Below are 12401 nucleotides of genomic sequence, written 5' to 3'. Positions count from 1 at the left end.
GCCTCGCGGGATGACGCTCTGCGTGATCAGCCCGCACAATCAGGACGTGCGAGACACGGCCCCGGGCTGGCTGACGACCGTCGCGGAGCAGTACTCCGCGCGCGGTGCCGTCGACGACGCCCTGGTGCGCGCCGCGACCGCGGTCGAAGTGGGCGTCGTGAGCGTGTCGGCCGACGGCGGGGTCTGGTGGAGCGACGAGGCCTACCGCCTGCACGGGCGGCCCCGCTGGCGCCGGGTGCGACTGCTCGACGACGTCACGCTCGGCGTCGACCCCGCGTCCGCCGTCGACCTGCTCCAGGCCTACGCCGCGACGCTGACCGACCCCGACACCGACCTGCGCTACACCGTGACCGGTGCCCAGGGCGAGCGCCGCGAGCTCGTGCTGCGCGCCATCGGCGAGGGCGTGGCCCTGGTGCACCGCGCCGGCCGCGAAGCCCGGCCGGCGTCGGTCGTCGACGTGCGCGACGGCCGCCGAGGCCCGGCCGCACCGCCGGCCACCCCGGCACGCGCCTCCGAGGCCGCCCGCACCGGCCGGCCCACGCCGGAGCCCGCAGCCGGCAGGCCCACGGCCGCCGAGCCCGCCGTCGAGCCGACCGTCGCCGAGCCCACCGCCGTCGAGCCCACCGTCGCCGAGCCGTCCGGTGAGGTCGCGCCCGAGCCGGTCGCGCCCGACGCCGACGGGACCGCTGCGGGCGAGCCCGCCGTCGCCGAGGGCGAGCCGGACGCGGCGGACCTCGACCTGGCCGCGGCGGTGCTCTCGGCCACGCCGGACCTCGTGCTGCTCTACGACGTGGCCGCCCAGCAGCTGGTGAGCATGGCCGGCAACGACGACGACGCGCGGGCGCTCATCGAGCGGCTGCGCCACGGGGGCCACCTGTCCGACGACGTCCACCCCGACGACGTCGCGACGCTGGCCGCGTGGCGCGACGCGCTGGGCAGCCTGGAGCCCGACGAGGTGCGCCACGTCGACGTGCGCCTGCGCCACCCGGACGGCTGGCGCTGGACCGAGGTGCGCGGCTCGGAGTTCCGCCGCGACGCCGACGACCGTGCGACCGAGGTCGTCCTCATCGTGCGCGACGTGCACGAGCGGGTCTCGGCCGCCCACCGCGTCGCGGCCAGCGAACGCGCGTTCCGCGAGCTGTTCGCGTCGAGCCCGGTCGGGCTCGCCGTGCTCGACGAGTCGGGCCGCTTCACCGACGTCAACGACGCGTTCTGCGGGCTGGTGGGCCGCCCGCGCGACGCCGTGCTGGCCACGGTGTTCGAGGCGCTGCTGCACCCGGAGGACCGTGCCGCGGCGGTGATCTCGCGCGCGCGGCGCGTCACGGAGGGCGCCACCACGTCCTCCGCCGAGCGACGGCTGACCAAGGCCGACGGGTCCACGATCTGGGTGCGGCTGCGCACGACCGACCTCGACACCGACGACGAGCCGCGCACGCTGGTCTCGCTCGAGGACGTCACCGCGGCGAAGGACACCGAGGCGCGACTGCGCCACGACGCCCTTCACGACGAGCTCACCGGCCTGCCCAACCGGCGGCTCATCACCGACCGCCTCGAGCTCGCGCTCACGCGCGCCCGCCGCGCCCGCAGCCGCGTCGCCGTGTTCTTCATCGACCTCGACGACCTCAAGCGGGTCAACGACACCCACCCCTGGCAGCACCGCGCCGGCGACCTGCTCATCACCTCCGTCGCGTCGCGCCTGCGCGAGACGCTGCGCGAGGCCGACACCCTCGGTCGCCTCGGCGGCGACGAGTTCGTGGCGGTCTGCGAGGACGTCGGCGACGACGACGCCATCCGCGAGATCGGCGACCGCCTGCTCGCCGCGGTGTGCCGGCCGCTGTCCATCGGCACGGAGACCGTCCCGGTCGGGGTGAGCGTCGGCGTCGCCGTGACCGACGACGACGACGAGGCCGCCGAGCACCTGCTGCGCCGGGCCGACGCCGCGATGTACATGGCCAAGGCGGCCGGTGGGTCACGCGTCTCCCGTGCGGACGCCGGGCCGATCGACGTGCCGCAGCACCTCGACCTCGTCGGGGCGCTCGCCCGTCGCGAGCTGCGGCTGCACTACCAGCCTGTGGTGTCCTTGGGCTCCGGCGCCGTGCTCGGGCTCTCGGCCGCGCTGCGCTGGGACGACCCCGACCGCGGCCTCGTGCCCGCGCACGAGCTGCGCTCCGCCCTGGGCGCCGGCGCGAGCGCCCTGCCCGTCGTCCACTGGGCCATCGACACCGCCGTCACCGACGTGCGCACCGTCGCGCCGACCCGGGCCGAGCACGTGTCGATCTGGCTGTCGGTCCCCGGGCGCGCGGCCCTGGCAGCGAGCACCCGCGACGCCATCGCCGCCGCCATCGCGGGCGCGGACGGCTCGCGCACCGCCGACACCGCACCCTCGCTGGTGCTCGACGTGCACGAGGTGGACGTCGCGTCCCTGACCCGCCGGCAGGCCCTGCACCGCCATCTCGACGACCTGCTCGAGGTAGGCCCGCTCGCCCTCGGCGTCGAGCACTTCACCGCCGACCTCGTCCCCGTCGGCATGCTCCAGCTGCTCTCCGCGGCGTCGGTCACCTTCGACCCGGACCTGCTCGGCTCGGCCGGCGAGAACCACGCCACCGAGGAGCTGGTCCGCGCCCTGGTGTCCGCGGCCTCCGCCCTCGGCGTCATCACGATCGCGGCGGACGTCGACTCCCCCGAGCAGCTGGCGCTGGCCCGGTCCCTGGGGATCCACGCGGCGTTCGGCGACATCGCCGGGCCGGCGGCCCCGATGGACACCTACGCGGACCTGCTGCACGGCGGCCGTTGCGAGCTGCCCGGCGCGGAGCCGGCACCGGCCCGCGACGTCGTCGACGACGTGGCCGCCGGGTCCGCCGCCCGGTCCGCCGCCGGGTCCGCCGCCCGGCCGGCGCCGGGGACCGAGCTGCGGCCCGGGCCGGACGAGGGCCCCAGCGACGAGGACATCTGGGCCGCCCTGTTCGACGTGCGGCGCACCAGCGCGCCGGACGAGCCCACCGCGCCCGCCGCGGGCGAGGAGCCGCACGACGAGCCGGTCGTCGCCCTCGAGCCCTACCCGGACATCCCGCCGGAGCCCCGGGCGCCGCACGACGCCGACGCTCCCCTGCCGCCCGCGCCGCCGCTGTGGCCCACCGCCGAGGCCGAGCCGGCACCGCTCGCCGAGGCCGGCTCCGCGCCGGCCGCCGAGGCGGTCGCGCTCTCCGAGCTGCCGCCCGTCGCGGACCTCGACGACGACGTCGCGCCCGGGACGCCCGACCAGCCCGAGGCACCCGAGGCGCCCGAGGCGGTCGAGCAGCAGGAGCAGCCCGGACCGGTCGACCGGGCGGGGCCGGTGCCGCTGCTCGAGATCGACCTGCGCGAGGGGTCCGTGCGCGTGGCGGGCACCGACGAGCCGGTGACCCCGCCCGCGGCCCCGGCGTCCGGCGGCCCCATCGGCGACTCCCTGGCGCGCGAGCTCGGGATCGACGTCGGCCCGGTCGACCGTCCGTCGATCGCCGACGACGTGGCCCGCGAGCTCGGCGTGTGGCTGCCCCCGCCGCGCTCGCTGGCCGAGCAGGTGGCCCGCGAGCTCGACATCGAGCTCCCCGACGACGAGTGACGACGGGCGCTCAGTCGTAGCCGAGCTCGTGCAGGCGGTCGTCGTCGATGCCGAAGTGGTGGGCGATCTCGTGCACCACGGTCACGTGCACCTCGTCGACCACGTCGTCCTCCGTGTCGCACAGCGCCAGGATGGGGAGCCGGTAGATCGAGATCCGGTCCGGGAGGGCGCCGGCGTACCAGCTCCCGCGCTCGGTGAGCGGGATGCCCTCGTAGAGCCCGAGCAGGTCGCCGCCGGGCGAGTCGTCCTCCACGACGAACACCACGTTGTCGACGAGGCGGGCCAGCTCGTCGGGGATCTCGTCGAGGGCCTGCGCGACGAGGTCCTCGAACTGCTCCCGCGGGATGTCGAGCACGGTGGCATCCTGGCAGGAGCACCACCCGAGCAGCGGGCGGCGTCCGGCGCCGTTTTGTTGCCGGGGCCGGACGTCCCGTATGCTCTCCCGGTCCCCCGACGGGCGACGTCGGACAGGCCTGCACGACCGGCCCCCATCGTCTAGTGGCCCAGGACACCGCCCTTTCACGGCGGCAGCACGGGTTCGAATCCCGTTGGGGGTACGCACGACAGCACCACGCAAGGCCCCGTAGCGCAGTTGGTTAGCGCGCCGCCCTGTCACGGCGGAGGTCGCCGGTTCGAGCCCGGTCGGGGTCGCTCGCACGAAGGGGCGCCGCTCTCGCGGCGCCCCTTCGTCGTTGCCGGGCACCCGAGGGAGGTCGGTGCCCGGAGCCTGTGCCCGGCGGCTGAGCCGGGCGCCGGGTCATCCCGGGGACGCGTCGCGCAGCACGGCGTAGGCCTCGCGCACCTGCGGGGTCGGCTCGGCCCGCACCCACGTGCCCGCCGTGGCCGGCCAGGCCGGCGCCTCGCCGTGGCGGGCGAGCAGCGTCTGCGCGGCCTGACGGGCCGCGCCGTCGGCGACGTACTCGCCGGGCTCGGCGACGAGCACGGGACGGCCGAGCACCGCGGGTGCCACGGCGGCCACCGCCGCCGAGCGCGCCGCGCCGCCGATGAGGATCACGCGCTCCACCGGGACGTCCTGGGCCACCAGCGCGTCGACGGCGTCGGCGAGCCCGCAGAGCATCCCCTCCACCGCCGCCCGGGCCAGGTTCTCCGGCGTCCCGTTCGACACGGTGAGCCCGGCCAGGACCCCCGTGGCGTCCGGGCGGTTCGGCGTCCGCTCCCCGGCCAGGTACGGCAGCAGGGTGAGCCCGCCCGCGCCCGGCTCGGCCGCGAGCGCGAGGGCGTCGAAGGCCTCGGTGCCGGTCCCGGTCATCCGCCGGGCGACGTCGAGCACCTGGGCGGCGTTGAGCGTGCACACGAGCGGCAGGAACCGTCCAGTCGCGTCGGCGAAGCCGGCGACGAGCCCCGAGGCGTCGTGCGTGGCGACGTCCGACACCGCGAACGCCGTGCCTGAGGTGCCCAGGGACACCACGACGTCGCCGGGGCGGGCGTCGAGGCCGAGCGCAGCGGCCATGTTGTCGCCCGTGCCCGGGGCGAGCAGCGCGTCCGGCGCGGCACCCCAGTGCGGGGCGACCTGCCCGACCTCCTCCGTCGGCCCGGCGACCCGCGGGACCCCCAGGGTGCGGCCGAAGGCGCGCACCAGCAGGTCGTCCTGGTAGGCGCCCGACGTCGGCGACCAGTAGCCCGTGCCGCTGGCGTCGCCCCGGTCCGTGGTCAGCTCGTCGCCGCCGCGCAGCAGCCGGGTGAGCCAGTCGTGCGGCAGGCACACCGACGCCGCCCGCTCGGCTCCGTGCGCGTCGTGCTCGGCGACCCAGCGCAGCTTCGACACGGTGATCGCCGCGACCGGCACCGTGCCGGTGACGCGGGCCCACGTGTCGGCACCGAGCTCGGTCACGAGGTCGGCGGCGGCGCCGGCCGAGCGGGTGTCGTTCCACAGCAGCGCCGGGCGCACGACGGCGCCGAACTCGTCGAGCAGCACCATCCCGTGCTGCTGCCCGCCGACCGCGAGCGCGGCGACGTCCTCGAGGCCGCCGGCGTCGGCGAGCGCCGCGCGCAGCGCGTGCGCCCACGCGGCGGGGTCCACCTCGGTGCCGTCCGGGTGCGGCGCCCGGCCGGAGCGCACCAGCTCCCCCGTACGCGCGTCGCGGACGACCACCTTGCACGACTGGGTCGAGGAGTCGACCCCGGCGACGAGCAGGCGCGCCACGGTCAGGCCGTGCCGAGCAGGTGCTCGAGCGCGAGCTGGTCGAGCTGGGCGTAGTGGTAGCCGCGCTGCCCGGCGGCCTCGACGTCGAACGTCGCGTCGACGTCGGCAGCGAGGTCGTCGTAGGTCTCGCCCTCGGCGAGGGTGGCCACGCCGGTGCCGGGCACGCGCGAGGCCTCCAGTGCGTCCTGCACGCGCGGGTCGGCGCGGAAGGCCTTCGCCCGCTCGCGCAGCACGATGTAGGTGCGCATGTTCGCCGCGGCCGACGCCCACACGCCGGTGATGTCCTCGGTGCGCATCGGCTTGTAGTCGAAGTGCCGCGGGCCCTCGTAGCCGGCGCTCTCGAGGAGGTCGACGAGGAAGAACGCGTTGATGAGGTCGCCGTGGCCGAAGACGAGGTCCTGGTCGTACTTCGGGCCGTGCTGGCCGTTGAGGTCGATGTGGAAGAGCTTGCCGTGCCACAGCGCCTGCGCGATGCCGTGCATGAAGTTGAGCCCGGCCATCTGCTCGTGGCCCACCTCGGGGTTGAGGCCCACCATCTCCGAGTGCTCGAGCTCGTTGATGAACGCCAGCGCGTGGCCGATCGTCGGCAGCAGGATGTCGCCGCGCGGCTCGTTGGGCTTGGGCTCGATGGCGAACCGGATGCCGTAGCCCTTGTCGATCACGTACTGGCAGAGGAGGTCGAGGCCCTCCTTGTAGCGGGAGAGCGCGTCGCGCACGTTCTTGCCGGCGTCGATCTCGGCGCCCTCGCGCCCGCCCCAGAACACGTAGGTGTGCGCACCGAGCTCGGCCGCGAGGTCGAGGTTGCGCATGATCTTGCGGACGGCGAAGCGCCGGATGTCGCGGTCGTTGCTGGTGAACGCGCCGTCCTTGAACACCGGGTGGGTGAAGGTGTTGGTGGTCATCATCGGCACCTGCATGCCGGTCTCGGCGAGCGCGTCCTTGAACCGCGCGATGACCTTCGCGCGCTCGTCGGCGTCGGCGCCGAACGGGATCAGGTCGTCGTCGTGGAAGGTGACGCCGTAGGCGCCGAGCTCGGCGAGCCGGTGCACCGACTCGACCGGGTCGAGCCAGGGCCGGGTGGCGTCGCCGAACGGGTCGCGGGCCTGCCAGCCCACGGTCCAGAGCCCGAAGGTGAACTTGTCGGCGGGTGACGGTGCCGGAAACGCGGTCATGGCGGGCTCCTGGTCCTCGATGCACTACTATTCGTTCAGCGCCCAAACATACTCGCCGGGGGTGGCCGTGTCGACAGGCTCCGGAGCCGCTCCGCTGCGTCCCGCGGGGCCGCTGCGCGACGAGCGCCCCCGTCCCACCGACCAGGCCGACGTGCGCCGCCACAACGCCGCGCTGGTGCTCGGCTCCGTTGTGGCCGACGGCCCGCTCAGCCGCGCGCGCGTGGCCGCCCGCACAGGGCTCACCCGGGCCACGGTCGGCAGCATCGTCGACGGCCTGCTCGACGCCGGGCTCGTGAGCGAGCGCGGCACGCGCGCCCCGAGCGGCGTCGGGCGGCCCGGCACCGACCTCGTCCTCAACCCGGACGGCGGCGCGGGGATCGGCCTGGAGGTCAACGTCGACGGCCTGGCCGCCGTGGTGGTGGACCTGGCCGGCGGCGTGCGCCACCGGGTCGCCCGCAGCGGCGACCAGCGCGACCGCGCCCCGAGCGCCGTGCTGCGCTCGGCCGCCCGCCTGGTCGACGACGCCATGGCGGCCGCCTACGACGAGGGCCTGCCGGTGCGCGGCATCGGCGTCGCCGTGCCGGGCCTGGTGGACCTGGGGGAGCAGACCCTGCGCCTGGCGCCGAACCTGGGCTGGACCGACGTCGCGGTGGTCGAGCGGCTGCGCGGCTACGCCGTCACCGCCTGGCCCGGCGCGGTGATCCTCGACAACGAGGCCAACCTCGCGGCGCTCGGCGAGCTGTGGTCCGGCGGCCACGGCGACGCCGACAGCTTCGTGCTCGTCAACGGCGACGTCGGCGTCGGCGCCGGCGTCGTGCTCGACGGCCGGCTGCACCGGGGCACCCGCGGCTTCGGCGGCGAGCTCGGTCACCTCACCGTGGCCCCGGACGGGCCGGAGTGCCGCTGCGGGGCGCGCGGCTGCCTCGAGCAGGTGGCCGGCCTGGACTGGATCCTGCGCCGCGCCGGGGTCCGCGAGGAGCCGGTCATCGGCGAGGACGCCGTCGGCCCCCTGCTCGCTCGGCTCGAGCGCGGCGACGAGCGGGCGGTGACGGCGCTGCGCGAGGCGGCGGAGTCGCTCGGCGTCGGCGTGGCCGCCCTGGTGAACCTCTTCGACGTCGACACCGTGGTGCTCGGCGGCGTGTTCGCCCCGCTGTTCCCGTGGCTGGAGGACGGGGTCGCCGAGGTGGTCGCGCGCCGCGTGCTCTCGGCCCGGTGGGCCCCGGTGCGGCTGGCCGCCTCCCGCCTGGGCCGCGACGCCGCGGTCGTCGGGGCCGCCCAGGCCCCCCTGCGCGCCGTCCTCTCCGATCCGCTCGCCCTCGCCTGACCAGATGGGGATTTGGGGGTGGCCGACGTGGCTGGGCTAGGATCTGCGGGCCGCTGCGGCGGCGACGGCCAGGTAGCTCAGTTGGTACGAGCGTCCGACTGAAAATCGGAAGGTCGGCGGTTCGACCCCGCCCCTGGCCACCACATCACTGCAGGTCAGAGGCCTGATGAACGTCGAGAGGCCCGGGTCATCGACCCGGGCCTCTCACAATCTCTCACAAAGACATCTGCGGCGCCCCGTCGTCCCGACGCAGGATGCGGTCCAGGGTGTTCATAGCCGCGACCGCATCGTCGTGCCGCGTATGGGCGTAGATCCGCTGCGTGATGATGGGGTCGTGCCCATGGATGCTCGCCACGACGTGCACGGGAATCCCGGCGTTGAGCATCAGAGTCACGCTCGTGTGGCGGAGGTCGTGCAGACGAACGCGACGAAGGCCGGCCCCGCTCGCCAATCGGTGGAAGACGCTGGAGTAGGTCTCCGGCCGAGGTGGTCGCCCCGACGCGTCGGCACATACGAAGCCCAGGTCTTGGTAGTCCGTCCCCAGCCTCGCGCGATCGGCGGCCTGCTGGCGATTCGTCGCGACGAGGGCCTCCACCGCGAACGGGGCCAGCGGTACCAAGCGTCTCGATCGTGCGGACTTGGGCTCGCCCTCCACCACGCCGCCGCCATCTCGACCGAGCTGGACGCGCGACCTGCGCACGAGCACGTGCGGGAGGTCGCCGCTGAGCTGCACGTCGTCCCAGCGGATGCCCAGCACCTCTCCACGGCGAAGACCCGACAGGCTGAGCGCGTATGCGCCCGCCCACGGGTGATCGGCAACAGCGCGCAAGAACGTGGCCGCCTCCTCGGGCGTCCACGCCTGCATCTCCTGCGCCGGCTGCGGGAGCAGGTCCACCATCGCCGCAGGACTACGCACGACAAGGCCCTCGCGGACAGCCGCCTTGAAGACCTGGCGCAGCACACCGAGGGTGAGGTTCACCGTTCGGCTCGCGGCCGGACGCGGTTCGCTGCGCATGTCAGCGACCAGCGCGACGAGATCGGCCTTCGACACTTGATCGAGCCGCCGGTGCCCGAACTTGCGCAGGGCCCGATCCAGGGCGACCGAGTAGCCCTCGAGCGTCTTGGGCCGGACCGCATGCTTGCGCGACGTCAGCCACAGTTGCGCGTACTCGGCGAGGGTCATGTCCACTTTGCCGACATAGGCGCCGGTGCTGATTAGTACTCGCGTCGACGCGACGAAGTTGCGCGCCTCCTTCATCGTGTCGAACGTGCGCGTGAGCTGTCGACGGTGACCGTCGACGTCGATGCCGGCGTCGACGACGCACCGCCATCGGACCCTGCCATCGCGCAGCGTCACCTTGCGGACGGAGTCCTTGGCGGTCCGGCTCACGAGCTACTCCTGGTAGGCACTTCTGATGAGTCGACAGGCTTCAACACCACGGGCCCCAGGTCGTGCAGACGCTGCCAGTGGTCCCATTGCGGGCGTCTCTCCGCGCGCGCCCGACGGACCGGGAAGGTGCGAGTGCACTCGCCAGCGCCCCAGGCCGGCCATCACTGTTGTGGCCGGTCCCCCCTCAGCAGCCGGAGGAGCGGCGCACTTGGGATCTTGATGAGTTTCCCGATCCTCAGTACCTCCGTGGGCCAGTCACCGCGGCGCACGAGCTCGTAGGCCAATGATCGGCCGATGCCCAGCACGCGGGCGGCCTCCGGGACGTCAAGCAGCGCCGGCAACCCAGCCATTTCCTCGTGGTCCATCTTCATCCCGTCCGTTGGGTTCCACCGCCTGCTGCGATGGCGTCACCGGGAGGTGTGCAGAAGTGCGACGCGACACGACGGTCGACGCGATCGCGGATAGCGACGCCGAGAGACTGGACTCCAGCTCCCCAAGCGGTTGGCGGTGGCGTGCGACTGCAGTCGAGGAACGAGCTCGCGAGAGGCCCGACCGGCAAGGCGGCGCGGACGCCACTCAGCCATTTCACAGCCACCGTTGCGTACCGTTCGGCCATGTTCCGTGATTGGTGCAGCACGATCGGCGCGGGGCTGGCGTGGTAGCCCCACCCGGGGCGAGGCTGCGCTCGACCCTCGCCGCGACTCTCGTCGTCGCAACAGCCCTGACGATCGGGGCAATCGGCATGGTGTGGATCCTGCGTGCGTCGCTGAGCCAGACGGTCCGGGACTCGGCGCAGCAGCGTGCCAGTGACGTGGCGACGTCGGTGGCGGCGGAGGGAGCCGCCCGCGATGCGATCGTCGTCGGCAACCTCAGCGAACGCTCCGTCGTCCAGGTTCTCGACTCCCGAGGGAGCGTGTTGATCTCCAGTCCCGAGATAGACGGCGAGCCCGCACTGACCTCGGCCCGCCCGGCACCTGGAACTGTCGAAGTCTCCACCCAGAGCGTCCCGGTGGCCGACCAGGAGTTGTTCGTCGTCGTGTCGCGCGGAGTTCACACGCCAACCGGCGATGCGATCGTGGTCGTTGCGCAATCGCTTGGCACGGTGGTTGCCAGCGTCACCACGGTCGAACGCCTTCTTGCCTTCGGATTCCCCGTCGTCCTGCTGGTCGTGGCCGCGTCGGTGTACTTCGTCGTGGGCAAAACCCTCCGCCCAGTCGAGGAGATCCGTCGGCGGGTCGCTGCGATCGGCGCGACGGACCTTGACATGCGAGTCCCGGTGCCGGCTGCCGACGATGAGGTAGGTCGGCTCGCGCTCACAATGAACAGCATGCTGGATCGGTTGCAGGACTCCCAGGCCACGCAGCGACGGTTCGTCGCTGATGCCAGCCACGAGTTGCGCAGCCCCCTGGCGGCCATTCGAGCGACCGTCGAGGTGGGTCTGGAGCATCCCGGGTCGCAGCCATGGGCCGATACAGCCCCTGCGGTTCTGGCCGAGACCGATCGGCTCAGTACCCTGGTGGACGACCTGCTGCTGCTCGCGCGCTCGGACGAGATCGACAGCCGCCAGGATCATCATGATGTCGATCTCGACGACCTCATGATCATGGAGGCAGATCGCCTTGCGCGGCTGGGAGACATCGACGTCTCCGTCGACGTAGCGCCCGCGCGTGTATCCGGCGATCGTCAGCAGCTCGAACGCCTGGTGCGCAACCTGTGCGACAACGCCGCCCGCTACGCGACGTCATCGGTCGCTCTCTCGGTCGGAATCGAGGGCGCGTGGGCTGTCTTGGTCGTGCAGGACGACGGGCCGGGGGTACCGGTCGGGGACCGAGACCGCGTCTTTGACCGGTTCGTGCGCCTGGATCCGGCGCGGGACCGCCTCTCCGGTGGCGCAGGGCTGGGTCTGGCGATTGTCTTCGAGGTGGCGCACGCCCACGGCGGAACGGTAGCTGTGGAGGATTCGACCAGCGGCGCACGGTTCGTCGTCCGCCTCCCGGCTCAGGAAGCATGACGTCGTCGTGGTCGGTGCAGCCAACTGCAACGGTGCGGCCACCGCGGCCTACTGTCCCGACTACCCTCCGCTTTCTGAGAGCCTGTAGCCCACGCCGCGCACCGTCTCGATGGCCTGCCGGTCGAAGGGCGCGTCGATCTTGCGGCGCAGGTAGCCGATGTAGACCTCGACGACGTTGGAATCTCCCTCGTAGTTCTCGTCCCATACGGCAGCGAGGATTTCGCTCTTGGTGACGACGTCGCCCTTGCGTCGGAGAAGGAAGTGCAGGAGCCCGAACTCTCGGGGCGTCAACGCAATCTCTTGGTCTGCTCGAAGCACGTGGCGACGCGCCGGGTCCAGAGAGAGATCCCCGGCCTGCAGGACGACCGGTCGCTCAGGTGCACCACGACGTAGCAGCGCGCGCAGGCGCGCCACCAGCACAACGAAGGAGAACGGCTTCGTCAGGTAGTCATCGGCTCCCAGGTCGAACGCGTCCGCTTCGTCATGCTCGCCGTCCTTGGCCGTGAGCATGAGGACGGGCGTCCAGATCTCCTCGTCGCGGAGTCTCTGACAAATCCGGTAGCCGTTAAGCTTGGGCAGCATGATGTCTAGGACGATGACGTCGTAGCTGCCTTCACAGGCCATCCAGAGTCCCTGCTCGCCGTCCCTGGCCACCTCGACTTGGAAGCCCTCGGCCGCCAGACCGCGCTGCACGGCGTCGACGAGCCTGGGTTCGTCGTCGACCAGCAGGACCTTCACC

9 protein-coding genes and 3 tRNA genes are annotated in these 12401 nt (G+C 73.3%); 6 read left to right on the top strand and 6 right to left on the bottom strand.

Annotation, left to right across the window (positions count from 1 at the left end; genetic code table 11):
* Positions 1–46 precede the first annotated feature (46 nt).
* Positions 47–3601 (top strand): diguanylate cyclase, encoded by a 3555-nt coding sequence (locus GC157_17070; GenBank protein MBI1379169.1) that lies wholly within the window; start codon positions 47–49, stop codon positions 3599–3601.
* Positions 3602–3611: 10 nt separating this feature from the next.
* Here the strand turns inward: GC157_17070 and GC157_17065 are convergent, their stop codons facing one another.
* Positions 3612–3989: a hypothetical protein gene (locus GC157_17065; protein ID MBI1379168.1), complete on the bottom strand. Its 378-nt coding sequence runs from the start codon at positions 3987–3989 to the stop codon at positions 3612–3614.
* 96 nt (positions 3990–4085) lie between these two features.
* Here GC157_17065 and GC157_17060 point away from each other — a divergent pair.
* Positions 4086–4158, top strand: a tRNA-Glu gene (locus tag GC157_17060).
* Positions 4159–4178: 20 nt separating this feature from the next.
* Positions 4179–4252 (top strand) — tRNA-Asp (locus GC157_17055).
* Positions 4253–4358: 106 nt separating this feature from the next.
* On the opposite strand, the gene xylB is transcribed toward GC157_17055, so the two are convergent.
* Positions 4359–5765, bottom strand: coding sequence for a xylulokinase (gene xylB, locus GC157_17050; GenBank protein ID MBI1379167.1), 1407 nt, complete (start codon positions 5763–5765; stop codon positions 4359–4361).
* A 2-nt stretch (positions 5766–5767) separates the two neighbouring features.
* On the bottom strand, positions 5768–6937 hold the full coding sequence (locus GC157_17045) for a xylose isomerase (GenBank protein MBI1379166.1): 1170 nt from the start codon (positions 6935–6937) through the stop codon (positions 5768–5770).
* A gap of 19 nt (positions 6938–6956) precedes the next feature.
* Between GC157_17045 and GC157_17040 the strand changes: the two genes are divergently transcribed.
* Positions 6957–8261 carry an ROK family protein gene (locus tag GC157_17040; protein ID MBI1379165.1) on the top strand — a complete coding sequence of 435 codons (1305 nt, stop codon included), beginning with the start codon at positions 6957–6959 and terminating at the stop codon, positions 8259–8261.
* A 66-nt stretch (positions 8262–8327) separates the two neighbouring features.
* A tRNA-Phe gene (locus GC157_17035) sits at positions 8328–8404 on the top strand.
* A gap of 71 nt (positions 8405–8475) precedes the next feature.
* Here GC157_17035 and GC157_17030 read toward each other — a convergent pair.
* Entirely contained in the window at positions 8476–9651 is a 1176-nt protein-coding gene (locus tag GC157_17030; GenBank protein MBI1379164.1) for a tyrosine-type recombinase/integrase, read from the bottom strand.
* A 161-nt stretch (positions 9652–9812) separates the two neighbouring features.
* Complete coding sequence (locus GC157_17025) at positions 9813–10022, bottom strand: helix-turn-helix domain-containing protein (protein MBI1379163.1); 210 nt, start codon at positions 10020–10022, stop codon at positions 9813–9815.
* A 371-nt stretch (positions 10023–10393) separates the two neighbouring features.
* On the opposite strand from GC157_17025, the gene GC157_17020 reads away from it, so the two are divergent.
* Positions 10394–11662: a HAMP domain-containing protein gene (locus GC157_17020; protein ID MBI1379162.1), complete on the top strand. Its 1269-nt coding sequence runs from the start codon at positions 10394–10396 to the stop codon at positions 11660–11662.
* Between the two features lie 60 nt (positions 11663–11722).
* Here GC157_17020 and GC157_17015 read toward each other — a convergent pair whose 3' ends face one another.
* A complete protein-coding gene (locus GC157_17015; GenBank protein MBI1379161.1) occupies positions 11723–12400 on the bottom strand; it encodes a response regulator in 678 nt (225 codons plus the stop codon).
* Between the last annotated feature and the right edge of the window lies 1 nt (position 12401).

The organism is Frankiales bacterium (assembly GCA_016125335.1).
GTDB lineage: Bacteria > Actinomycetota > Actinomycetes > S36-B12 > CAIYMF01 > Longivirga.
Note: the sequence above shows the minus strand (reverse complement) of the source record. Positions and strands in the feature narration are given on the sequence as shown.